This is a genomic window from Planktothrix prolifica NIVA-CYA 540, assembly GCF_963864145.1.
In the GTDB taxonomy this organism is placed as follows: Bacteria; Cyanobacteriota; Cyanobacteriia; order Cyanobacteriales; family Microcoleaceae; genus Planktothrix; species Planktothrix agardhii.
This window is the reverse complement of the sequence record NZ_CAWLTW010000001.1, coordinates 2921951-2946856: the sequence shown is the minus strand read 5'-3', so window position 1 is coordinate 2946856 and position 24906 is coordinate 2921951. Positions and strand designations below refer to the sequence as shown.

24 protein-coding genes are annotated in these 24906 nt (G+C 38.8%); 13 read left to right on the top strand and 11 right to left on the bottom strand.

Annotation, left to right across the window (positions count from 1 at the left end; all coding sequences use genetic code 11):
• Positions 1–160: 160 nt before the first annotated feature.
• From AC559H_RS13215 to AC559H_RS13195, 5 genes are all read left to right on the top strand, one after another.
• Positions 161–481, top strand: coding sequence for a 2Fe-2S iron-sulfur cluster-binding protein (locus AC559H_RS13215; RefSeq protein WP_026785770.1), 321 nt, complete (start codon positions 161–163; stop codon positions 479–481).
• 117 nt (positions 482–598) lie between these two features.
• On the top strand, positions 599–787 hold the full coding sequence (locus AC559H_RS13210) for a DUF8621 family protein (protein ID WP_026785771.1): 189 nt from the start codon (positions 599–601) through the stop codon (positions 785–787).
• Between the two features lie 44 nt (positions 788–831).
• Positions 832–1947 (top strand): DUF3326 domain-containing protein, encoded by a 1116-nt coding sequence (locus AC559H_RS13205; protein ID WP_026798524.1) that lies wholly within the window; start codon positions 832–834, stop codon positions 1945–1947.
• A 99-nt stretch (positions 1948–2046) separates the two neighbouring features.
• On the top strand, positions 2047–2976 hold the full coding sequence (locus AC559H_RS13200) for an RNA-guided endonuclease InsQ/TnpB family protein (protein ID WP_414093012.1): 930 nt from the start codon (positions 2047–2049) through the stop codon (positions 2974–2976).
• Positions 2977–3557: 581 nt separating this feature from the next.
• The gene (locus AC559H_RS13195) at positions 3558–4157 is read left to right on the top strand and encodes a CPBP family intramembrane glutamic endopeptidase (protein ID WP_026785772.1); all 600 of its coding nucleotides are present in this window, start codon (positions 3558–3560) and stop codon (positions 4155–4157) included.
• A 186-nt stretch (positions 4158–4343) separates the two neighbouring features.
• Here the strand turns inward: AC559H_RS13195 and AC559H_RS13190 are convergent, their stop codons facing one another.
• Positions 4344–4502, bottom strand: a complete 159-nt coding sequence (locus AC559H_RS13190) for a hypothetical protein (RefSeq protein WP_237157179.1) — start codon at positions 4500–4502, stop codon at positions 4344–4346.
• Between the two features lie 27 nt (positions 4503–4529).
• Here AC559H_RS13190 and AC559H_RS13185 point away from each other — a divergent pair, with 27 nt between their 5' ends.
• Positions 4530–5639: an S-(hydroxymethyl)glutathione dehydrogenase/class III alcohol dehydrogenase gene (locus AC559H_RS13185; protein ID WP_026785773.1), complete on the top strand. Its 1110-nt coding sequence runs from the start codon at positions 4530–4532 to the stop codon at positions 5637–5639.
• Positions 5640–5761: 122 nt separating this feature from the next.
• On the opposite strand, the gene AC559H_RS13180 is transcribed toward AC559H_RS13185, so the two are convergent.
• Positions 5762–6385 (bottom strand): ribonuclease III domain-containing protein, encoded by a 624-nt coding sequence (locus AC559H_RS13180; RefSeq protein ID WP_026795578.1) that lies wholly within the window; start codon positions 6383–6385, stop codon positions 5762–5764.
• Between the two features lie 146 nt (positions 6386–6531).
• On the opposite strand from AC559H_RS13180, the gene AC559H_RS13175 reads away from it, so the two are divergent.
• The gene (locus AC559H_RS13175) at positions 6532–6789 is read left to right on the top strand and encodes an alpha/beta hydrolase (RefSeq protein ID WP_036831661.1); all 258 of its coding nucleotides are present in this window, start codon (positions 6532–6534) and stop codon (positions 6787–6789) included.
• A gap of 1 nt (position 6790) precedes the next feature.
• On the opposite strand, the gene AC559H_RS13170 is transcribed toward AC559H_RS13175, so the two are convergent.
• Complete coding sequence (locus AC559H_RS13170; protein WP_026785775.1) at positions 6791–7144, bottom strand: DUF8822 family protein; 354 nt, start codon at positions 7142–7144, stop codon at positions 6791–6793.
• Between the two features lie 49 nt (positions 7145–7193).
• Positions 7194–7613, bottom strand: a complete 420-nt coding sequence (locus tag AC559H_RS13165) for a hypothetical protein (protein WP_026785776.1) — start codon at positions 7611–7613, stop codon at positions 7194–7196.
• A gap of 55 nt (positions 7614–7668) precedes the next feature.
• Between AC559H_RS13165 and aat the strand changes: the two genes are divergently transcribed.
• Positions 7669–8247 carry a leucyl/phenylalanyl-tRNA--protein transferase gene (gene aat / locus AC559H_RS13160; RefSeq protein WP_026785777.1) on the top strand — a complete coding sequence of 193 codons (579 nt, stop codon included), beginning with the start codon at positions 7669–7671 and terminating at the stop codon, positions 8245–8247.
• Between the two features lie 99 nt (positions 8248–8346).
• On the opposite strand, the gene cobO is transcribed toward aat, so the two are convergent.
• On the bottom strand, positions 8347–8976 hold the full coding sequence (gene cobO / locus AC559H_RS13155; protein WP_026785778.1) for a cob(I)yrinic acid a,c-diamide adenosyltransferase: 630 nt from the start codon (positions 8974–8976) through the stop codon (positions 8347–8349).
• 413 nt (positions 8977–9389) lie between these two features.
• Between cobO and AC559H_RS13150 the strand changes: the two genes are divergently transcribed.
• Positions 9390–10985, top strand: a complete 1596-nt coding sequence (locus tag AC559H_RS13150; RefSeq protein ID WP_026795579.1) for an efflux RND transporter periplasmic adaptor subunit — start codon at positions 9390–9392, stop codon at positions 10983–10985.
• Between the two features lie 59 nt (positions 10986–11044).
• Positions 11045–14284 (top strand): efflux RND transporter permease subunit, encoded by a 3240-nt coding sequence (locus AC559H_RS13145; RefSeq protein ID WP_071782706.1) that lies wholly within the window; start codon positions 11045–11047, stop codon positions 14282–14284.
• A 147-nt stretch (positions 14285–14431) separates the two neighbouring features.
• On the opposite strand, the gene AC559H_RS13140 is transcribed toward AC559H_RS13145, so the two are convergent.
• From AC559H_RS13140 to AC559H_RS13120, 5 genes are all read right to left on the bottom strand, one after another.
• A complete protein-coding gene (locus AC559H_RS13140; protein WP_026795580.1) occupies positions 14432–16159 on the bottom strand; it encodes an ABC transporter permease in 1728 nt (575 codons plus the stop codon).
• A gap of 5 nt (positions 16160–16164) precedes the next feature.
• Complete coding sequence (locus AC559H_RS13135; protein WP_026785781.1) at positions 16165–17490, bottom strand: ABC transporter ATP-binding protein; 1326 nt, start codon at positions 17488–17490, stop codon at positions 16165–16167.
• Between the two features lie 265 nt (positions 17491–17755).
• Positions 17756–19066 carry a PmeII family type II restriction endonuclease gene (locus AC559H_RS13130; RefSeq protein ID WP_202806294.1) on the bottom strand — a complete coding sequence of 437 codons (1311 nt, stop codon included), beginning with the start codon at positions 19064–19066 and terminating at the stop codon, positions 17756–17758.
• A 112-nt stretch (positions 19067–19178) separates the two neighbouring features.
• Positions 19179–20060 (bottom strand): hypothetical protein, encoded by an 882-nt coding sequence (locus AC559H_RS13125; RefSeq protein ID WP_237745549.1) that lies wholly within the window; start codon positions 20058–20060, stop codon positions 19179–19181.
• 76 nt (positions 20061–20136) lie between these two features.
• Complete coding sequence (locus AC559H_RS13120; RefSeq protein ID WP_026795582.1) at positions 20137–20739, bottom strand: DUF1517 domain-containing protein; 603 nt, start codon at positions 20737–20739, stop codon at positions 20137–20139.
• 115 nt (positions 20740–20854) lie between these two features.
• Between AC559H_RS13120 and AC559H_RS13115 the strand changes: the two genes are divergently transcribed.
• The 3 genes from AC559H_RS13115 (at position 20855) to hetL (ending at position 23567) form a co-directional block, all read left to right on the top strand.
• A complete protein-coding gene (locus tag AC559H_RS13115) occupies positions 20855–22279 on the top strand; it encodes an MFS transporter (protein WP_026785784.1) in 1425 nt (474 codons plus the stop codon).
• Positions 22280–22414: 135 nt separating this feature from the next.
• The gene (locus tag AC559H_RS13110) at positions 22415–22786 is read left to right on the top strand and encodes an ArsR/SmtB family transcription factor (protein WP_042155991.1); all 372 of its coding nucleotides are present in this window, start codon (positions 22415–22417) and stop codon (positions 22784–22786) included.
• A 37-nt stretch (positions 22787–22823) separates the two neighbouring features.
• The gene (gene hetL / locus AC559H_RS13105) at positions 22824–23567 is read left to right on the top strand and encodes a heterocyst differentiation pentapeptide repeat protein HetL (protein ID WP_026785786.1); all 744 of its coding nucleotides are present in this window, start codon (positions 22824–22826) and stop codon (positions 23565–23567) included.
• Positions 23568–23628: 61 nt separating this feature from the next.
• On the opposite strand, the gene acsF is transcribed toward hetL, so the two are convergent.
• A complete protein-coding gene (acsF, locus tag AC559H_RS13100; RefSeq protein ID WP_026795583.1) occupies positions 23629–24705 on the bottom strand; it encodes a magnesium-protoporphyrin IX monomethyl ester (oxidative) cyclase in 1077 nt (358 codons plus the stop codon).
• Between the last annotated feature and the right edge of the window lie 201 nt (positions 24706–24906).

Genomic DNA, 24906 nt, shown 5'->3' with positions numbered 1-24906 from the left:
GCCTAGTTGATCATTTTTATAATATATATCCTAGGATAGATGACAAAAGTTGATTTAGTTTGTATGGGTAATTTGATGTCTCTTTGCACAATCAGGAAGGCTCAATATTCAGATCGGCTGCACTCAAGGATACAATAGTTCAGGGTCTAACAAGAATACAATGTCTGAAACCTATACAGTTGAATTTCACGATCAAGGAAACGTCCAAACAGTCGAAGTTCCAGAGGATAAACAAATCCTCCAAGCTGCCTTGGATGCCGGAATTAAGTTGTCCAATTCTTGTAATGCAGGGGTTTGTACCACCTGTGCAGCCCAAATTATGGAAGGCGAAGTTGATCAAACTGAGGGTATGGGATTAAGTCCCGAACTTCAAGCTGAAGGTTATGTCCTTCTTTGTATTGCCTATCCCCGTTCTAATTTGAAACTGGTTGCCGGAAAAGAAGACGAAGTTTATCATCGTCAATATCCCCAAACTTCTTAGTGAACAGAGGGGGTAGGGGAGGCAAACTCTTTTTATTACCCATTCGTAATTCGTAATTCGTAATTCGCAATTACCCATTACTTTTTGAATAGAAAATATAGAGGATTAAATCAAACCATGACAACCCATTTTATTACGGCTGAAATTGATATTCAGGAATCTCCAACCCAGTTAAATCAAGCCATTGAAGCGGAATTAAAAAAACGGGGGGAACCCCTACGCTGGGCAATTACCAGTATTGATTCTGAACAACAAAAAGCCCATGTTGAAGCTGTTGTAACTGTTGAGGAAACCTCTAAGGTTTGATGGTTAATAGTTAACTTTTCTAAGATTGTTCCCCCTAATCTGCTATGCCTCGGCCCTATACGGTTGTTTTAATTATCCCAACGGGAATTGGTGCGGCCATTGGTGGGTATGCGGGGGATGGTTTACCTGTAGCGCGGGCGATCGCTCAAGTTGCAGATACCCTGATTACCCATCCTAACGTTCTCAATGGTGCCCAACTTTATTGGCCAATGCCCAATACCCTATATGTGGAAGGGTTTGCCCTGGATCAATTGGCCGCCGGAAATTGGGGACTGCAACCTGTCCACCAAAACCGGGTGGGGTTACTCCTCGATCAAGCCATTGAGCCAGAATTGCGCCTCCGACATTTACAAGTGGCGGACGCAGCTAGGGCAACCCTGGGCCTAACTTTAACCGACTATGTGGTAACAGATGCCCCTCTGAACGTGGCTATTCGAACCTCGACTTCGGGGGCTTCCTGGGGAACTATTGGCAACCCAGACAGCCTGCTAAGGGCCGCAGAACGCTTAATTAAGGAGGCTAAAGCCGAGGCGATCGCCGTGGTTGCTCGTTTTCCTGAACCAGAAAATAGTGGGGTTTTAGAGGCCTATCGTCATGGACAGGGGGTTGATCCCTTAGCAGGGGCCGAAGCAGTGATCAGCCATTTAATTGTCCGCACCTTTCAAATTCCCTCTGCCCATGCTCCGGCCCTTTCTCCTCTGGCCATTGACCCGGAATTATCCCCCCGTTCGGCGGCGGAGGAATTGGGCTATACCTTCCTACCCTGTGTGTTAGTGGGGTTGAGTCGTGCCCCCCAATTCGTAAATACAGCTATGGCGGGGACAATTTGGGCGGATCAAGTAGATGCTATTGTGGTTCCAGCAACGGCCTGTGGGGGTTCTGCTGTCCTCAGTTTCAGTAGAGACGAGCCACGGCGCGTCTCCGAGCCACGGCGCGTCTGGCCTCAAATTATTGCCGTCGGGGAAAATCAAACCCGAATGCAAGTTACCCCGGAACAGTTAGGAATTAATGCCATACAGGTAAACTCTTATTTAGAGGCTTTAGGAGTTTTAGTGGCGCATAAAGCTGGACTTGATCCCAACTCCCTGCGTCCGAATATATTATCCTTGAATCAACTTAACTTACACCGCCGGGAAGTCCCCCGCTCTACTTCCAGGTGAGCGGGGGGATGAAAGGCGGGTCAACGTAGGTACCTACGTTGACCCCATCTTTTTTCAGTATTATGTAGTAAGATATTCAGACCAGGAGGTGCAAATCGAGTGCTACATCAAGCTGTACAAGTCCGTCTGTATCCAACTGCATTGCAAAAAGCACATCTTGCCCAAACATTTGGATGTTCGCGCTGGTGGTGGAATTATGCTTTAAATAAATCCATTCAGGTTTATCAAGATACCGGGAAAGGGCTGGGACAGGTAGCACTCAACGCCCTACTGCCTAAGCTCAAAAAAGCCGAAGATACCCTGTGGTTAGCTAATTGTTATAGTCAGGTTTTACAAGCTACAACACTTAATCTAACCACTGCTTATAAAAACTTTTTTGAGCAACGAGCAGGCTTCCCTAAGTTTAAATCTAAACATGGTAAACAGTCAATTCAATATCCTCAAAACGTCAAAATTGTTGATGGTAATGTCAAACTTCCTGGCAATATTGGAATAGTCAAAGCCAAAATACATAGACCAATTGAAGGGAAAATCAAGACTGTAACTGTTAGTAAAACTCCTTCCGGGAAATATTTGGCATCTATATTGACAGAAATTGAAGGGGAAAACCCTACTATTTCAGAAGGTAAAATCTATGGTATTGACCTAGGAATCAAACACTTTGCCGTTGTTACTGATGGTAAAAAGGTTTCTAAATACGATAATCCTAAACATCTTGCTAAACATGAGAAAAATCTCAAACGCAAACAGAAAAAGTTAGCCCACAAACAAAAAGGAAGTAAATCAAGACAAAAGTATAGAAAAATTGTTGCCAAAGTTTACGAACGAGTGAGTAATTCCCGGCAAGATTTTTTACATAAACTTAGTCATAAGTTGGTCAGCGATAGCCAAGCTGTTATAGTAGAGAATCTTCATGTCAAAGGCATGGTTCGTAATCATAATTTGGCAAAATCAATATCTGATTGTGGATGGGGAACTTTCACTAATTTCTTAGCTTACAAATTAGAACAGAAGGTATCAGAATCCTAAAGACGGATGGTTCAGCCGTTTGGCGCTGTAGGAGGGGAGGTAAGACCAAAAGGGGGGCGCAAGTCTGTCTTGAGGAATTCGCCTGTGAGTACAGAAGCCGACACTGTACTTGGTACTCCAAGTCAGTGTGGGTAGTTCACCAAAAAACGAGCGAGAAGCCCCTGGCTTTAGACATGGGGAGGAAAGTGGCTGCGGTTTCAACCGCCTTCAATATTTCCTGATCTAACTGATTGAAAAGTTGAGTTAGAATAGATCGTAAGTAAAACAACCATCTGCGTGTTGAAACACTCTAGTATCGGAGAAATCCCGGCACAGTGAGCCACCACACTCCTTGAGGAGTAGTAAGCCTGTATAACTGACAAGTAATGGCAGAGTGTGAAGCGTACCTATCTGGCGTTGTGATGGTCTATGAAAACAAACACAATTTAAAAGTAAGCGCAATTGCAATATCTTTTATAAGGGTAGTTGTTTTGAGCGTGTAGAGGTGATTTGATAGCGCCTTTGAGAGTTTTCGGATTCATTCAAGAATCCCCGTGGCTTCAGCCCTGGGGAGTATCAAATCCTATTAATTTTTAAATAGCGTGGTAGATCAAAAAACACCCAACAATTTTGAACTCGAATCTTTAACCCGGACTCAGGTTTTGATAGCCATGGGGGGGACGGCTATTATATTATTAGCGATCGCTAAAGCTTGGTTATATCTGAGTCATGTCACCCTTTTACCGATTAACTTTACCTGGATTAGTTTAGGGTTGGGGTTAGGTGTCGGGTTAATGATTACAATGGCTAGTTTTGTTATGTATAAAATTTGGCCTGCCTATAGTCGTAGTGCCGATACCTATTTAAAATTAGTCTTAACTCCTTTATTATGGCCGGATTTAATTTGGTTAGGCCTATTACCCGGACTGAGTGAGGAATTATTATTCCGAGGAGTAATGTTATCGGATTTGGGATTAGGAACTCTGGCTTTAGTTGTTTCTAGTATTGCTTTTGGGGTTCTACATTTTAGCGGTTCTCAACAATGGCCTTATGTGATTTGGGCAACGGTTGTGGGGTTTATTTTAGGGTATAGTGCGATCGCCACAGGTAATTTATTAATTCCGATTATAGCCCATATTTTTACTAATTTTATGTCTGGTTGTTTATGGAAATTAAACTATTTTGGTGCTAAACTCCCATAAATCCCCCTGATATCCTGCTGCATTTCTTTGTGTCTTAGTGCCTTTGTGTTTACTTCAAATTGTCAAATTCTCAATCTTCACGCCATACCCCATGCTTATTTTCCCACAAACACAAACTTCAAAACAAAAATAACCGCTAAAATCCACATAGCAATATTGGTTTCATGAAACTTACCTTGACAGGATTTAATCACAGGATAAAATAGCAAGATTGACAATTAAAATATAAGCCATAGTCATAAAAGTCGTGACCCCAGCTATAATTTCAATCCTAAAATTAGTCTGAAGTTCTCGAAAGTTGAAAAAACGGGCAACTGATTCTAAAGTGGAAGAATTAGAGTTCATATTATCCCTTAAAACCAAAGATCAACTATGGATATTAAAGCTGCTGTTGCTTGGGAAGCTGGAAAACCTTTAACCCTGGAAACTATTCAACTAGAAGGCCCAAAAGAGGGAGAAGTCTTAGTTGAAATTAAGGCGACAGGGATTTGTCATACCGACGCCTATACCCTTTCCGGTGCTGATCCTGAAGGATTATTTCCTGCTATTTTAGGTCATGAAGGCGCCGGAATTGTGGTTGAAGTTGGTGATGGGGTAAAAAGTCTTAAACCCGGAGATCATGTTATTCCTTTGTATATTCCAGAATGTCGTCAATGTCAATATTGTTTAAGTTTTAAGACGAATTTATGTCAGGCAATTCGAGGGACTCAGGGCAAAGGTTTAATGCCCGATGGTAGTAGTCGTTTTTCTAAAAACGGTCAGATGATTCATCATTATATGGGAACTTCTACCTTTTCAAATTATACGGTTTTACCGGAAATTGCCTTAGCAAAAATTCGAGAAGATGCTCCATTTGATAAGGTTTGTTATATTGGTTGTGGGGTGACAACGGGGATAGGTGCGGTGATTAATACGGCTAAAGTTGAACCCGGATCAAATGTGGTGGTTTTTGGCTTAGGAGGCATTGGATTAAATGTAATTCAAGGGGCAAAAATGGTTGGGGCGAATAAAATTATTGGGGTGGATCTTAATTCTAATAAAAAGGCAATTGCTGAGAAATTTGGCATGACCCATTTTGTGAATCCTAAAGAAATTGAAGGGGATTTGGTTTCCTATTTAGTGGAATTAACTGAAGGCGGCGCAGATTATAGTTTTGAATGTATTGGGAATGTTAAAGTGATGCGTCAAGCCCTAGAATGTTGTCATAAAGGTTGGGGAGTTAGTGTTATTATTGGTGTAGCTGGGGCGGGAGAAGAAATTAGTACCCGGCCGTTTCAATTGGTGACCGGAAGGGTTTGGAAAGGTACGGCTTTTGGTGGGGCAAAAAGTCGGACGGATGTACCTAAAATTGTCGATTGGTATATGGATGGGAAAATTAATATTGATGATTTAATTACCCATGTCATGCCAATTGAAAAAATCAATGAAGCCTTTGATTTGATGCAACAAGGAGAATCAATTCGGACGGTAGTAACATTTTAAAAAAGATATTTTTATGGGGTAGTTGTCAAATATTTAGATGGCTTTTAAAATTAGCTATTTTGTTCTGAATATTCTCAACTTACCCCATTATTTTAAAGATTAATTTTGACAAATTGATAATTTTAGGAGCAGAAAATACAGGTTAATTGCGATGTGGATTTTTGAGAAGGACAGGTTAAATGATTGGAACCAAACCAAGGATAAAAATTAGCATCCCAATCCGCCTTTGGTACAAATTCAAGAAATAAATCCATCATAATTTGATTGACAACCTTAGCAATAAATTGATTCACTAACCAATTATAGGTTTTCTCAAAATCTCGATCCCACTCTAAATAAACTGCACCAACTAATGCTTCAAACATTTCTGATAATATTTTTTGTTGTTCAAACTCCGGTTTGAAAGGATAGTTTTTTCCCAAATCACTGCCTTGATCGATCTTGATTTTTAACGCTAATTTTGCTAAAATCATGGGACTAACTAAATCACTTTTTAAAAGCGTCCGGGTTGCTTCTCCTAAATGGGAATAGTGCAGATATAAATAATCACTCACCATTTGGCTAAATAAGTTAGAACCTAAATGAGTAATACCCCAATATTCTAGGGTTCTGAGTTTCCTTTCCTTGGGCGTTAAATCCAGGTTTTCTACAATAGCATCAGGATGAGTTAAGGCAATTTCCAATAACTCTTGATGAGTAAAAAACTTAATTCCAATTTGGTGTTTAACAAAATTTGGATTAATCATGATTGAAAAAGATTTTAAGGTTTAATTAAAAGGGGTCTACAAGATATTAAAAGGAGATTACGGAAAACCAGAGATCGCTTTTCCGATTGATAAAATAAGTTGAGAAATTGAAAGTTTACAGAGGATTTCTGCTTGGAATCTAATCTGTGAAAGTTTATGCTTTGGTGGTAAAGTCTGGTTCTATCGCCATTTTTACTGCAAGTTGTCATAGCGAGATGGGATCTTTCGTCTGTCAACCACCCCAAGCTCAATCTCACCCTCTTCCCGTACTTTACTACCTTTTGGGATTAATCTGTAGGTCAGAAAACTTTACAATTCAAGCAGATATCCAAAATTTTCCCGTCATCCCCCATAAAACAGGAATTTTCGGTCATTCTATGGAAGGACATGGTGCTTGTCGTTAAACTAAGCCAGAGAGTCTGGGAATATTGAGCGTCCACAACAGCGTTCAATTCCTAAGCTATCTAATAACAAATCGCTGACCGCATTAGCGATCGCAAATTCTCCAAAAAAACTTTTAGAAAAATCAAAAGATTCCATTTCAGTCACAATCGCCAGCACCAAAGAACCCACATCATTTTCCCCTTCCATTCGTTGACGAACATAAATTTGAGCGACACGCTGTGCAATAGTTTCATTTACAGCTTCAGGGATAAATTGTTCATCCAACCAACGATTTAAGGTTTGTTTTAACCATTCCCCTTCCTGTTGCAAATTCTCACTGGGGGGTAAGGTTATGGGTGCAATGGGTTCATTCATATCCGGTTAAATATTCACGGTTGACTTTTGACTATAACATTTGATGGTTCTAGTCTTGAATTAGGGTAATAATCGGAGAATCTTTACCTTTATATTCCTCTGATATTTTGTTTTTAATTAATTCGGCAAATAACCGATTAATTGAGGATTCAATGGAATTAGCTTCTCTTTTAAAACAAACCTGAAAACTCTTAGCTTTGTCGTAGGTCTTTGTTTCTTTTCTATAGGTTTTTTCGGTTTTTGCCTCTACAAAAACTGAAGGATTGGGACGTTTATACCAATATAATTGATAGGAATAGGTGGAATCATTACCTTTAAATTTTAGAATATCATCTCCGTATCCGGGGATGGTGAGATAATATAATTCTCCCCTATGATAGACTTGGAGATAACCCCAGGTTTTCTCGGTTTTGTTGAGAAGTTTTGTTAAGGTACTCTCTAACATAAAAGATGAGTTAAGATTTAGCATAGATGAGACAATACCCCTTAGTATATTAACCAAAGTATAGCAAAGTTTGTCACCTATGCAATATGATGTCAACGCAATTATCCAAGGGTATGCAGTAGGATACTTTTTGATGGCAAATGACGGGGAACATAGCTTGGAATGGTATTCTAGTCGAGAACGGGCCCTAATTCCCCTCGATCAACGATTTCGCTATCCCAGTTCTTTGCAACGGGTTTTGAATCAAAATCGGTTTACCGTCGCCATTAATCGAGATTTTACTAGCGTTGTAGAAGGTTGTGCAAATCGAGAAGAAACTTGGATTTCTTCAGAATTAAAAGAAATTTATCATGCCTTAAACGAAGCTGGATTTGCCTATAGTTTTGAAACTTGGCAAGGAGATGAATTAGCCGGAGGCATCTTAGGAATTGTGATTGGTGGAGCTTTCATTGGGGAATCCATGTTTTTTAGAATCCCCGATGGTTCCAAGGTAGCAATGGTAAAGTTAGTTGAACGGTTAAGACAGAAAGAGTTTATTTTATTTGATGCTCAAATGAATAACCCTCACCTAGAAAGATTTGGCTCTTATATTATTAAAAATAAAGAGTACAAAACTATCTTAAAAAAAGCAATCAATCAACCCTGCTCTCTCAAGTAGTGAGTCCTTCAGGACTCAATCAAATCTTTCTTAATTATCTCAATTGAGATAAACCCGCCCCTAGGAATGAAACTAATTCAAGCAATATTAAATAGATATTTAAAATTCTATTCCGGGTTGAGCCTTAATACCTTGTTCTCGAAAAGGATGTTTAATTAAAGACATTTCTGTCACCAGATCTGCTTGTTCAATTAAAGTCTGGGGAGCACCTCGACCTGTTAAAATAATATGGGTATCCTCAGCTTTTTTTTCAAGTCCAGCGAGAACTTCTTCAACGGGTAAATAACCTAGTTTTATAGCAATATTAATTTCATCCAGTAAAATCAATTTAAACTCAGAATTTCCAATAAAAGTTAGGGCTAAATTCCAAGCCTCCCGGGTTTTTTCAATATCTCGATCTCGGTCTTGAGTTTCCCAAGTAAATCCCTCCCCTAACGCATGAAATTCTAATTGTTCCGGCCATTTACTAAAAACTGCCTTTTCTGCGGGTTCCCAAGCACCTTTAATAAACTGAATAATAGCGACCCGATAGCCATGACCCAAAGACCTTAACACCATCCCTAAAGCGGCAGTGGTTTTTCCCTTTCCGTTTCCAGTATTAACAATAATTAATCCTTTAGTTTGATTCCGTTCGGCTACTCGTTGATCCTGAACTTCCTTGCGCCGTTGCATTTTTAAACGGTGTTGTTCGGCGGTGAGACTGAATTCGCTCGTTGTGTTAGTTTCCATTTTTCATCTTAGATACTTGTTCGATCCTTATTTTACCTCTTTACTTTGAAAGAATTTAGGCGCAAAGATGCTAAACTCAAATATAATCCTATTGTCCAAAAACAATAGTTTACAATAAAAACCATTTAACTTACACCGCCGGGAAGTCCCCCGATCTACCTGTACCCAGGTGAGCGGTGGTATGAAAGACAGGTCAACTCCGTACCTACGTTGACCCCATCTTTTTTCAGTATTATGTAGTAAGATATTCAGTTACCGATGGTGAAAAGGTTTCTAAATATGACAATCCTAATCTATCTCGAGAAAGATATAGACCGATCTTAATATATTGTAGCTTTAGATTAAACTCTAATTTAGTCTCAATTTGATCGCTATTTTACTCTGATAAAAATGACCTTAATTTTGGCTGAACCATGTCTAATTTGCAATCCCCAAAATCTAACGTGAAAAAACAGGATCAAGAATGGATTCAGCAAGAAAACTACCGAGAAAAAACTGATTTTCTTGCTGAATCTTTACCCATAAAAATTACCCCACAACCATCAAATTCTAAAACGGGATGGTTCCAAATTCTACTTATTATTTCAATGGCATTGGGGATTGGTTTTGTTGGAGGACAATGGTGGCAAAGCACGCCTAAAAATGAGGATAATCCAAAGTCAGAAAAAGCTAATAAGCCCAGGGGAAATACAGTTAAAATCGCTGCGGTAGAAACTTTTAAATTTGAAGAAACCTCTGATTTTGTAGGCACATTAGAGGCACAACGGGCGGTAGATATTAAGCCAGAAATCGAAGGTAGAATTACTCAGATTTTAGTGCGTTCGGGGCAAGTGATTCAACAGGAAGAAACGATCGCTCGCCTCAAAAGTGATAGTGTAGAATCGAGTTTAAATCAAGCTAAAGCTAATTTAGTTAGAAATCAGGCTCGTTTATCAGAATTACAAGCCGGAAGTCGTCCTGAAGAAATTGCTCAGGGAAGGGCAAAATTAGCCGAAGCAAAAGCCAGATTAGCTGATGCCGAATCGGGGAGTTTATTAGCAGAAATTAATCAAGCCACATCTCAAATTGATTCGATTCAATCCGATGCTGAATTAGCTCAAAATAGGGTCAATCGCTTTAAAGATTTAAGCGAATCAGGGGCAATTTCTCAAGATCAATTTGATGCTTTATCCGCTCAAAAAAACAGTGCTAATGCAAATTTACAAGCGGCTAAACGCCGTTTAGAACAATTACAAAAAAATCGACAATCAGAAATTAATCTCCGTAAAGCCGTTGTTGAACAGGAAAAACAGGCTTTAAACCAATTAGAAAATGGCACTCGAATTCAAGAAATTCAACAGGCGGAAGCCCAGGTTGCTGAAGCGGCTGCTCAGGTTCGCAATATTGAATTAGATTTACAAGAAACAGCCGTTTTAGCACCGTTTACCGGAGTAGTTGGCGATGTAGAAATTAAAGTTGGAGATTATGTTAGTAAAGGAGATATCCTCACCCGTTTAACCGCGAATGATCAGTTAGAATTGCGTTTACCCATAGCCCTAGAACGTAAAGAGGATTTAAAGTTAGGATTATCGGTAAAAATGGTAGATGCTCAGGGAAAAGTATTAGCCACCGGACGCATTAGTTTCATCTCTCCTTCAGTAAATCAAGACTCCCAAACTATTTTAGCAAAGGCTAGTTTTGATAATAGTCAAGGATTATTTAAAGATGGTCAATTTGTGCGGGCTGAAGTAGTTTGGAAACAAAAACTAAATGCTGTGGTAATTCCGATGACTGCTGTTAAATTTCAAGGTGATCAGCGATTTGTATTTATTGCGGAAGGGGAAGAAAAATTAACTGCTAAAAAACAACCGATTAAATTAGGTTTAATTCAAGATGATCGGGCGGAAATTTTAGAAGGACTTAGACCCGGACAGAAATTGATTATTTCTGGTACACAAAAACTATCCGATGGTGCCGCGATTAATATTTTACCTGCTAATTCTGATCAGAGTTCCAAGGGTAAACGTTAAATTGGGATATTTACTGGGGATTGAAGCCCTGAAGGGCTTACTACAATTATTAATTTAATATGTTTACTCATTTTTTCATTAAAAGACCTGTTTTTGCTTCGGTTTGTTCATTGCTAATTATTATTTTAGGAATAGTCGGTTTTACTCGGCTTCCGGTGCAAGAATATCCTAAAATTGATCCGCCTATTGTTACGGTGTCAACCAGCTATCCGGGGGCTAGTCCCCAAGTAGTAGAAACAGAAGTTACGGAGATTTTAGAAGCACAAATTAACGGTATTGCTGGGATTAAAACCTTAACTTCCAGTAGTCGAGAAGGTAGCAGTTCTATTTCTGTTCAATTTCAATTAAATCGAGATTTAGAAGTAGCCGCCCAAGAAGTTAGAAGTCGGGTGGCTAGAGGGGCAGGAAGATTACCCGATGATGTTGATATTCCAGTAGTAGAAAAACGATCTGGAGATGATGAACGAATTTTATGGATCGCCTTTTTTAGTCAAACTTTATCAGCTTTAGAGTTAAGTAATTACGCAGATCTTTATATTAAAAATTCTTTAGAAACTGTTGATGGTGTTAATAGTGTTTCTATTTCAGGAGAACGCCGTTATGCCATGCGATTATGGTTAGATACCCTGAAAATGGCAGCCCGTCAAATTACCGCTTTAGATGTTGAACAAGCCCTAAGACGACAAAATATTGAAATTCCCAGTGGTCGAATTGAAGGAAAAGAAACAGAATATCCCGTAAGAACTTTGGGAAGACTGGAAACTCCCCAAGATTATGAAGACTTAATTATTAAGCGTAATGATAATGGCTCGCAAGTTAAAATTAGAGATATTGGAAGGGCAGAAATTGGGGCAAAAGATGATCGGGTAATTGCCCGTTTCAATGGAAATCCTGCGGTGGGATTAGGAATTAGTAAACTTGCCGATGCGAATTTAATTGAAGTTGCCCACGGAATTAAAGCTAAATTAGCGGAACTCAAAAAAAGTTTTCCTGAAGGACTCAGCTATGAAATTGCGGTAGATTATTCTGAGTTTGTAGAACTTGCGATTGAAGAAGTTTGGATCAGTCTGTTAATTTCGATTGGACTGGTGGTTTTAATTATCTTTTTATTCTTGAGAAATTGGAGAGCCACTTTAATTCCAGCCATTACGATTCCCATTTCTTTAATTGGGGCATTTAGTGTGATGTTTTTCATGGGATTTTCGATTAATACCTTAACACTATTTGCCTTAACTTTAGCCACGGGTTTAGTCGTAGATGATACGATTGTGGTCTTAGAAAATATCATCCGTTATATGGAAGAAAAACGGCTAGATGCCTTTCCAGCGACATACGCGGCCGTTGGAGAGGTGGTATTTGCGGTGATTGCCACAACGGTTGTTTTAGTAGCAGTATTTGTTCCCGTCGCCTTTGCAGGGGGAACCAGTGGACGATTATTTAATGAATTTGCCTTAACTTTAGCTGCTTCTGTGGTTTTTTCCAGTATCGTTGCCTTAACTTTAGCTCCTCCTCTTTCCGCCCGTTTACTACGTCATGAAACTAAGCCCCAAGGATTAATGAAAATCCTATTTTTCCCCCTGGATTTATTTGAATGGGTTTTGAATAAAACTACGGCTATTTATGGTTGGACATTACGGCTATTAATGGCAACTAAACCCGTCGTTATTTTAGGATTTATTGCCAGTTTAGGATTAACTGTTTGGTTGTTTTTACAGTTACCTCAAGGCTTTTTGCCCAGTGAAGATCGAGGTCGAATTTTTACTCCGATTACGGCTCCAGAAGGGGTTAGTATTAACTATACTAATCGAGTGGTTAAACAGGTTGAAAATATCTTCAGTCAAGTTTCGGAAATTACCAGTTATTTTGCGATCGCAGGTTCTAGTCGAGGGGCATCTCAAGCTAATACAGGATTCTCTTTTGCTCGTTTAAAACCTTGGTCTGAACGCCCGAAACCTGAACAATCTCAACAATCTTTGGTGAAGAAATTATTGGGTAAATTTTCAACAATTACTGATGCTTTAGTCTTCGCTACAAATCCAGGGGGATTACCCGGAGGCGGTCAAGGTCAACCCATACAATTTGTCTTACAAGGTAATGATTTAGAACAATTGGCACAAGTTTCTCAAGACTTTGTAATTCGCGCTAGGGATTTACCTGAATTAGTTAATATTGATACTAATTTGAAACTGAATAAACCGGAATTAACTATTAGTGTAGATCGTTCTCAAGCAGGAAATTTAGGAGTTTCTGTACAGGATATTGCCCGAACCTTACAAATTTTGGTTGGCGGTCAGGAAATTACTAATTTTAATCAGGGAAATCAACGCTATGAAGTTGTGGTTCGTGCTGAGGAAAAATATCGCTCAAATCCAGAGGATTTAAAGCAATTATATGTGCGTTCCCAACAGGGAGAAATGATTGCTTTGAGTAATTTAGTTACGATTTCTACCGCGACAACACCCCCTCAAATTAACCATTTTAATCGCTTTCGTTCTGCAACTTTAGAAGGAAGTCCGGCCCAGGGAGTTAGTTTAGGAGTCGCTTTAAATGCCTTAGAAAATTTAGCCAAAGATATTCTACCCCCTGAAATGCGAACCTCTTTTTCTGGGGAGTCTTTAGAATTTAAAGAAGCGGGTCAATCGACTAATTTTATTTTCGCCCTCGCCTTAGTTTTTATTTTTCTGACCTTAGCCGCCCAATTTGAAAGTTATATTGACCCGGTGATTATTCTATTAGCGGTTCCTCTGTCTTTATTAGGAGCATTTGGTGCTCTGTGGATAGCACAATTAGAGTTAAATGCTTTTAGTCGGATTGGGTTAATTATGTTGATAGGATTATCGACAAAAAACTCTATTTTAATTGTGGAATTTGCCAATCAATTACGAGAACAGGGATTATCAATTCAACAGGCGGCAATTGAAGCCTGTCGCTTACGATTTCGACCAATTATGATGACGGCATTATCTACTATTTTAGGGGTAATGCCTCTGGCTTTTGCGACGGGGGCAGGAGCCGCGAGTCGGGTCGCAATTGGCATGGCGGTGATGGGTGGAATGTTTGTTTCTACATTTTTGAGTCTGTATATTATTCCGGTTTTTTATGTGATTGCCACCAGTATCCAATCTCGTTTGATGGGGCATAATTCTCAACGCCAAAATTTAGAAAATGTCGCGCCGAATACAGACAACGGATCTCATTATAATGGAAATAGTCATAGTAATGGTAAGGAAACTGTGACATCCCATCGGGATCATCTGACCAAATCTTCACAAAGTTCTGATCAAACCCAGAATTTGTAAAGGAATCTTGTTGATTATTCTGGCAACTTATCTGCTTGTGGCAAATGGGATAATATGTGTATAATTTAGTTAACATAACTTAATTCATATCTTACTCAAAGATAAAGATAAGGCGTGAACGCCTCACTACGGGGAAATGGAGTTATATTACAACAGTTGGTATTTTGAACGAGCAAATTGATATAATTTTCGCCAGATTAAACGGTTGGTTAAGACTACTAATAATGACATCACAGCCGTAGAAGCAAACAACAGAGGATAGTTACCTGTTTCTGTTGCTTGAGAAATTAGTGATCCTAACCCTGGTGTGATTAAAGTTTGGTTTTGAAACTGAACATATTCGCTAACAATACTGGCATTCCACGCCCCACCAACGGCCGTAATCATCCCTGTAATTAAATAGGGAAAAATTCCGGGTAAAATCACAGTTTGCCATCGCAGCACTAACGAGAGTTTATAAATACTAGCTGCTTCAAATAACTCTGAGGGAATTGCCTGCGCCCCGGCAATTACATTAAATAAGATATACCACATTGTTCCTAACATCATCAGCGCCACAGAACCGATTTGTAAACCTCCTCCTAAACGCGCTAAAAATAGTAATAAGACGGGAAATAAAGCTGTTGCTGGAACTGATGCAGCAATTTGAACTAAGGGTTGTAAAGTTTGGGCTAGTCGAGGATTTCGGCCAATAGCAACTCCCACAGGTACAGTCCATAATAAGGATAAAAATAAGGCGATAATAACCCGTAAAGCGGTTAAAATAGCTCCGGTAATCACTTGTTTCCAGTCTTGAAAATCTAGTTTTTGTAATAATATAACTCCTTCCCAAGTTCCCCATAAAACCATAAATCCAAACCCAGTTAAAAATATCCGACTCCACCAATTTTGATCGGATTTTGATGGTAAAACTGGGGTGGAGGTGGGATTAGCTTTGACGATGCGCTGAGAAATTTTATCTGACCAAAGCTGCCCAAAACGTTCGGTTACAATTCGCCAAGTAGGAGAACGTCGCAGGAAATCTAATACAATTGATTGGGGAATATTTTGGGATTCAACGGTTTCTAACTTGAATTTTTCTGCCCAAGCAATTAATGGTTTCCAGACCAAAAAATCTAGAAGAATAATAATTCCAATTAAAACTGCTACTCCCCAAGCAATAGCAATAAAATCACCTTGATCAGAAGCCTGAGCTAAAAATGATCCTAAACCGGGAAGGCGAAAACTGCGATCGCCTAAGGTAAAGGATTCAATTGCCATCAAAAAAAACCATCCTCCGGCAACGGACATCACACTATTCCAAACTAATCCTAAGATTCCCGATGGTAATTCCACTGACCAAAACCGTTGCCAAGAATTGAGATGATAGACTTTTGCTACTTCCAATAATTCTTTAGGAATACTCGATAAAGATTGATAGAAACTAAAGACTAAATTCCAAGTCATTCCCGTAAAAATTAACAGAATAGCTGCCAGTTCAATTCCAATTCTTTGACCGGGAAACAGGGCAATTAAAGCGAGTACAACCCCAGGTAAAAATGATAAAACTGGAATGGATTGTAAAATATCTAATAAGGGAATTAAAACTTTAGCCGCCAAGGGAAAACGATAAGCAGAATAGGCATAAACTAAACTAAAAATTAAGGATAAAAAATAAGCTGCTCCCATCCTTAATAATGTTTGGGCGGTATAACTTGGAAGTTGATCTAAATCAGTGGAGATGATGACATCGGGTTGATAATCTCCGGTTAATTGGGAAGCCGTGCGAACAATTACTAAAAGTACAGTAATAACTGCTAGAATTAATAAGCCATCTTGCCATGTTAAACGAGAGCGATCTAAGGTTTGATTTTTAGGGGTAAGAGAACGAGTCATATAGTTTATACCTCCGGTGTTATTGAACTAAAATCAGATGTTTCTAAAAAGATTTCCCCACTGGGTTCATCATAGGCATAAAGTTCTGCATAACGTCCCCAGTCAATGGCTGTATTTAACTGTCGTTGCGCTTCTTTAGGACTAAAATGATTATTCAGAACATCTAAGACTAAATCTTCGGGAATACGACGATTTTGTTTAGATTGACAAAGGGTATAGATTTGTTGAACTAGGCGAATATGACTCAGTAATTGTTGACGAATAATTTGTTTTCGCTGGTCAATATTTCCCTGAATAAACTCTAGGGCGATTGGTTTTAGGTTAAAATCTCCTTCTCGAATTTCGATTAAATCCATAAATTTTGCGGCTTCTAAAATGGGGAGTAAATCATCAACATCCAGTTGCAGTTCTTGCCCTAAACGATATAAATCAGGATTTTGTCGATCTTCTAAGAGTTCTAATAAACCCGCAATAGAACCAATGCGGACGTAGGGTAAAGATTGATATTTATTCAGAGTATTTTTAACGGTTGTTTGAGGTTCTATGGTTTCTAATTCTGGGTTGGTGAGAATTTTATAAACTTGATCGACTAAGGCTTGGAAACTTGCACTTTTGCGATCGCGATAATGACTTAATTTAATTGATAAATTTGCCCGAATTCGCCCAGGATTTCTACCTAAAACAATCACCCGATCCGCTAAGGTGATCGCTTCTTCAATCCCATGAGTTACAATTAAAATTGCTTGGGTAGGAATACGTTTTTCTAACCACAAATCTAACAGTTCAATTCGCAAGTTTTCTGCGGTTAAAACATCTAAAGCGGAGAAAGGTTCATCCATACATAATAATTCCGGTTCAACGGCTAAAGCCCTAGCAAATCCAACCCGTTGTCGCATTCCCCCTGATAGTTCTTTGGGATAAGCATTTTCAAATCCATCTAAACCAATAATATCGATCATTTTTAGGGCTTTTTGTTGTCGCCAGTCTACAGGAAATCCCCCGGCTTTTAATCCTAATTCGACATTTTCTAAAACCGTTAACCAAGGGTAAAGGGCAAAACTTTGGAAGACAATTGCTACCCCGGGATTAATTCCAATTAATGGTTTTCCATGACAGAGGACTTGTCCTTGGGTTGGATAAATTAACCCGGCAATTATTCGCATTAAGGTGGATTTTCCTGAACCAGAAGGCCCTAATAAAGCGATGATTTCGCCCCGGCGCAATTCTAAGTTAATGTTATTGAGAATCGGAATTTCTTGACCATTGGGCTGTTGATAGGATTTACCAACGCCTTTGAGGATCATTAAAGGTTCTGTTTTGGAATCACTCATAGTCGGTTCTCAATAATTCTTCTTCAATCTGCTTCTATTGTGCTATTTTTGTTAACCAGAGAGTCATTTTAACATGAATTATGACCCAGCAAAAATATATTTTTAAGTTAATAATAGGTTAAGTCGATTCGCTATTTTTGTTTGGCTATATGAATAATAAAAATTAGCAATAGATCGCTTATTCTTCTAAATCAGAAGATTCTTCTAATTCTAAATCTAAAGACAACTGTGCTTCTACTGATTCTAATTTTACATCTTCTCGCTTTCAAACATAATCAACTAATTTAATCCATTTGACTCCTCCATATAGTGTTTCTGAGATATATATAGCAAAACCTTCTAATAAATTTCCGAAAATCGTTTCTTCTTGGGAAGATAGAAAAGCATCGACAATACTTTTTACAAATTCTCCTGCCAATTCAATATTTTTAGCCTTAAACAAATAAGGATTTTTACGCTTAATAATATCTCTAATCTGAAGTTGTCTCAACTTTTCAAATCGTTTGTCATAAAATGGGTTCAAAACATTCTCAATTAGATATTTAGAATAAATTTGATGATTCGATTCGCTCATGGCTAAATTATTAACTTCTTGTGTTTGATTAATCCCAGAAAAACTTTGATTTTGACAATTAAATAGGGTTTTTTCTATATTAATTAAAGCCCTCTGATAATATTCTTCTTTAATCTCAATACCAATATAACGTCTACCTAACTCTTTCGCTACCATCGCAGTTGTTCCCGAACCCAAAAAGGGATCAAAAACTATATCTTCTGGTTCTGTAAATAATTGAATAAACCAGGAAGGCAGAGATTTAGGAAATGTAGCACTGTGACTTTTATTGCTGCATTCCGTTGCTAAATGTAAAACATTGGTAGGATAAACCATTGTCCGTCCTAACCAATTAGAGACATTTTTGCCAAATCCACTTTCGACTTTAGAATTATCCCGTATTTGATCAATTTCACTCAAATTTTTTAAGCGAGTTTTAGCCCAATCTCCCATCGGAACCATAACCCTTTCTTGATACATTTTGAATTTTTTCTGCTTATTAAACTGTAGACAACGTTCCCAAGCATCACGAAAACGATTAGGCCATTTACCAGGATAGCTATTCTTTTTATGCCAAATATATTCTTCTGTCCATAACCATCCTTGTTGTTGCATTTCTAAAATTAACTTAATAACGTAGTTATGCCTTTCTCCATTAACAACTTTTTCTTTGATATTAATAATAAAGGTTCCATCTTCTTTTAAAACTCTGTACAGTTCTTTAGAAATGGGAAGAAACCATTGGACATAATCATCTGGATTAATCCCGCCATAGGTTTTTTTCCGGCTATCTGCATAGGGAGGAGATGTTACAATCAGATCGGCTATATTAGAAGGAATTTGCTGCAAAACCTTTGAGCAATCACCTAAAATAATTGTGTTGTGCCAATCTTTTTCAGAGGTAATTATATCCTGCTGATTGGGATTTGATATTAGTTTAAATTCTAAAGGGTGAATACTCAATTTAACTTTCCTCGCAGGTTGGCTTTCTTCCAAAGAAGCGATCGCTTTTTCTAAATCCAACTCTATCAGTTGTAGTGATTTTGAATCAAATGGTGATAATTTCAGGGGTTTAATCCATTATCCGTAATTTAATTACCAAGGAAGAAGGAGCCCTGAAGGGCTCACTACGGTTTTAACGGCGTCTTCTGCTGCCACTTCCAGAGTAGGAACGACTGCTAGAACCACTGCCGAAACTGGGTTTGCGTTGTTGGGTTGAACCTTTATTCGGGGAGGTGCGTAAATCCGTTGCTCCGAACCCTGAACCCGTTGAACGGCTGGAATTGGGGGAGGCGGGACGCTTACCGGAGGAATTTGGGTTGGAGTTACGGATATTTCCGGTAGTGCGTAGGGTGGTACTATTTTTTACTGCCGCCGGGGGAGTATTGTATCGAGTCCGATAGTCGTTGACAGCTTGATTATAATTGGAACCGTAACCGCCATATCCGGTCATCACACGGCCAGGTTGATACATGGGAGGGACATAATAGCGGGGGGCAAATAAGCTATTAGCGATTGCACTTCCGGCCAAAGAGGCGGCAAAAGGTGTCCAGAAACTCGATTCTTGTCGCACGACAACGGTTTGCGGTTGACCTGTGGCGGGGTTGGTTTGAGTTTCGGTAACGTTATGAACATATTCGATGCGAAAGTCTTCGGTTAAATACAAAACGGGTTGACCATTGGTAATATTTAAGGTACTTTTTTCTCCGGCTTTAATTTGTTCATCGCTTAATTGCGCCATTTGTAAATCTGTTGTCCGGTAGGTAGCAGATTTACCCGCCGGAGTATTTAATAACATGAGGGTATACTCCCCATCGACGTCATTATATTGGGCTTGCTGAACGGGATATTTACCCTCAATAACTTGATTTTGGGGCGCCGATGTGGTGCGAGTGGATTGTTGGGTATTCGATGAAGTAGTTGCAGACCCACAAGCAACTGTTGTCCAACAAAATGTTACCGAAATCAACAGAATTAAGAATTTTTTCCACATAAACCAATTAACTTTTTTCAACATTTATATCTCCTATTCTAACAAGAAAAATCTGAATTGATCACTGTTTTTTGATTTCAATATCAACCGATACTATTCCTTAAAGGGGGATGAGTTCGGGAAAGTTCTCTAATAATTGATCACTGGTTAATTCATCTCCTAAAACAGCCGGGGAAAAATGCACTTGAATCCCTCGGAGTCTGTGTTGATAATGCAGATTAATAATTGCTTTTAACCCAAGATTCATCGCATCCAAACTTGCTAAATCCGTTTCTAAATCGGGAACTTCCCCTTCACTTACTATTGTAATCATCACAATTAAATTGTGGGTAATTGGCACAGATAGGTATTGACTTTCATCAAGGGGTTGAGATAAATCCGGTTGACTCAAATATCGTTGTCCAGAATCCGTAAATAGTTCGTTAAAGTAGTCCGCCGCCTCCCCCTCACTCCAAACCACATCCCCTTCATTCGATCCTGACTGCCAATAAGTATCATACTGAAGCAGACCTTGGCAGACTTCTACTAACGCCTTTCCTGTTACCTGCAAGTCTCCCTCGGCATCAATAACATCTCTGGCGGCTCGGTTGAGTATTCCCAACAGGGGAGCGACCTGATCTCCTCCTAAATGCAGAAACAAACGACTGACGACAAATCGAGTTTTCCCGATCATCCGATTAAAGCGATCGCCTAAAGCAGCCATAGTTTGACTTCTCCCTAATTATTTGTGATTCAATCAGCTTATCATTTTAAGATATCCTATTGTTAGCCGTCGGGTTTTGGTTCTAAGCTGACAATACTCTTTAATATTAATCAACATGAACTCCACTCCTTCTCCAACTATTTCTCCTCCAGAAAAGCTAAATTTATCGACAAAATTAGCCTTTGGTGCTGGAGATTTAGGCCCAGCAATTACTGCTAATATTTCTGTATTTTTTGTTTTGGTTTTTCTGACTAATGTTGCGGGTTTACCTGCCGGATTAGCCGGAAGTGTATTAATGGTCGGAAAAATTTGGGATGCGATTAATGATCCGATTGTGGGAGTATTAAGCGATCGCACAGTTCACCCTTGGGGAAGGCGCTATCCTTGGATGGTTTTTGGGGCAGTTCCCTTTGGGATTCTGTTCTTTTTACAGTGGATTGTTCCGAGTAATAATCAATGGTTTTTGTTTTGGTATTATGTAATTATTGGGATTTTATTTAATACCGCTTACACCGCCGTTAATTTACCTTACACTGCCCTAACTCCTGAATTAACATCAGATTATAACGAACGTACCAGTCTCAATAGTTTTCGCTTTTCTTTTTCTATCAGTGGTAGTATTTTTTCGTTGATTTTAGCACAAATTATTTTTAGTTTTTTCCCCGATTCTCCCTATCAAAAATATTTAATTTTAGGGGCAGTTTGTGCAATTCTATCAATTTTCCCCCTATTTTGGTGTTTTTTGGGAACTCGAAAGCGGGTATGGGCGGGACATTCTGTAGCAGACAATCAGGATAATTCCGATAGTATTCCGATTGCTGAACAAATCAAAATTGCCTTTAGTAATCGACCCTTTTTATTGGTTATTGGAATTTATCTTTGTTCCTGGTTGGGGGTTCAACTGACCGCTTCAATTTTACCCTATTTTGTAGTGAATTGGATGCAGATGCCGGAAGCAACTTTTCCCCAGGTGGCAATTGCGGTTCAAGGAACAGCTTTAGTAATGTTATTTGTCTGGAGTTCTATCAGTAAACGCTATGGGAAAAAGTCAGTTTATTTTATGGGAATGGGAGTATGGATTATTGCCCAAGCGGGTTTATTTTTCCTCCAACCTGGACAGGTTGGCTTAATGTATATTCTAGCAATTCTAGCCGGATGTGGGGTCTCAACAGCCTATTTAGTTCCCTGGTCAATGATTCCTGATGTCATTGATTTAGATGAATTAAATACTGGACAAAGACGGGAAGGAGTTTTCTATTCTTTCATGGTTTTATTACAAAAAATTGGGTTAGCCGTTGGCTTATTTTTGGTCGGACAAGCCTTAGATATTGCTGGATTTCTTTCCACAGTTCCCGGTCAACCCGCCCCCATTCAACCGGACTCGGCTCTGTTAGCCGTGCGGTTTGCTATTGGCCCTTTACCAACTATTGTCCTAATTATTGGGATGATTTTTACTTTTTTATATCCGATCACAAAAGAGGTTCACGCCGATATTTTACTACAACTTAGCGAGAAAAAACGGCAGGAAAATCTCCATTAAAACCTGGGTAGAGATATTAACAGAAATGTCTCTACCTACAATTTTTCAATTATCAGATAATGTGGTAATATAATAGATAAGTAATATCAATAAAGCCACTGAGTCCTAGCCATCACCAACCCCAGTTTAAAATCCATGCAACTGACTTCAACCTGCGATTATTTACAATTATCTCCCGCCGCCCTAGCATTAATGGCAGACTTTTTTAAAGTGTTATCAGAAGTAAGTCGCTTACAAATTATTTGCTGTTTAAAATCTGGAGCTAAAAATGTTACCCAAATTATTGAAGCCACCGGGTTAGGACAGGCAAATGTTTCTAAACATTTAAAACTTTTAGCCCAAGCTGGAATTGTGACTCGCACCCAACAAGGGGTTAGTGTTTATTATGAAATTGCTAATCCACTTTTATTTGAAGTTTGTGATTTAGTCTGTGAATCTCTAGTTGCTCAAATGCAGCAACAAAACCAACAGTTAGAGCAACTTCGAGCCATTAAATCTGCTGTTTAGTTTATTTTTTTAATCCTTGATTTAACTAAATATTGCCATGAATGTTGATGAATTTCTCCTAAGATATGCCGCCGCCGAACGGAATTTTCCTGATATTGACTTATCTTATGTTGATTTACAAGAAGCTAATTTAGTCAATTTAAACCTAACCGGAGCAAATTTAAGTTATGCAGATTTACGGGAAGCAAGATTAGGAAAAGCTAACCTTTCTAAAGCCAATATTAGCTATGCTAACCTCAGTGAAACCATTCTTTGGGGGGCTGATTTAAGCGAAGCCAATTTATATCAAGCTCAGTTACGAGAAGCTGATTTAACCGGAGCAAAATTAATTAAAACATCCCTAGAAAAAACTCAACTCATCAAAGCTTGTTTATCGGGATGTAATTTAAAAAATGCCAACCTTTCCCACGCTATTATTTTTGAAGCTAATTTTCGCCCTAACCAGAATCAACAAACGGATTTAACCGATGCAATTCTAGTTGAGGCAGATTTGAGTTATACTAATTTTAGCGGGGCAATTTTAGAACAAGCTAACTTTGAAAAAGCCAAGCTCTGTCACGCTATTTTTGGGGTTTCAGGTTTAGGAGTTTTAAGTTCGGAACAAAGCTACAATACTAATCTCACTGGTGTGAATTTCAAAGATGCTGATTTAAGTTATGCCGATTTTAGCGGGGCGAATTTATCCGGTGCTAATTTACAAAGTGCAGACTTAACTCGGACGATTTTAACCCATACTAATCTTCATGGGGCGATGATGCCCGATGGCACAATTCATGATTAATTTTTAATTAAAAACTAAGGTTTTAACATGATAGATAAAACCCTAGTTTTGTGTAAAAATATTAATGAACTTCTGCCCGTAATGCTTCGGCATCAATGGGTTTAGCTAAATAAATTCTTAGCAAATGCCACAAAGTTGAACAATTAGTGGGTAATTTTAATAGGAATTTAACCAATTTTGGTTTTTCGGTAGCATTAATTTTTTGATTCTTCACATTATTCTCAGAACATTGTTCCAAACGACGGAAAAAGTCCGGGTGTTCTGTATCTAAAACCTCTGGAAATGCTCTTAGGGAAGTTTCATTAGTTTTCCGCACAACATGACGATTATATTCCTTTGCATCTAACCCCAAAGTTTCATAAAAATCTTCTCGTTCATTCACGGTTAAAGTATGGGTTGCAAACACGGTTAATAAGAAAAACCTTGCCCACAGTCTACCTTTCCAAGTTTGCCACATATTGGGCTGCGATCGCAATAAAACCTTAAAGAAATCCCCATGACGGTTTTCATCCTGACACCAGTTTTCAAAATAGCGGAATAAAGGATAATATTCATGTTCGGGATGGTTTTCTAAATGACGAAACACCGTAATATAGCGCCAATAACCAATTTTTTCCGATAAATAAACCGCGAAAATAATCCACTCCGGTTTAAAGAAAGTATAAGTCCGGTTTTTAGTTAAATAGCCTAAATCTAAGGATAAATTAAAATCCGACATCGCCTTATTAATAAACCCCGCATGACGAGCTTCATCTCTAGCTAATAAATGAAACGCTTCTGATAATAAAGCGTTGCGATTTTTCAGTTGACGAGATAACTCTTTAAATAATAAAAAACCAGAAAATTCAGAGGTACAAGACCTTTCTAAAAAGTCAACAAACGCTAGGCGGGTTCTCTGGTCAATTTGTTCCCAACTTTGGTCAAATTGTTCATCCCGAACAAAATGGTGACGGTTATAGTCCGCCCGCAACTCCTCTAAAACCGCCGAAAATTCCTCCTCACAACTAGATAAGTCCATATTCGCCATCGCGTCAAAGTCGGTCGTATAGAAGCGAGGGGTCAGCAACGTCTCTTGAACCGGATTTTTAATACCGGGGCGCAGTCCTTGAGTTTCGGGGTTTTGGATAGTATTTACCATCGCTGCGAGTCCTTAAATATTACTATCTAGTTATTGAACTATATAATTTTTGTTTTGTCTAGGGGTTTCCCCAAAATTCCCCCGTGAGTAAAGAATTGTAACGACCATATAACCATTCAGTGATATAGTGATACATTCATTCAAGTGGAGAAAACCAAACCTCGGCTTGCCATTTCTCCTGTTTTTAGTCTTAGGAAAAAT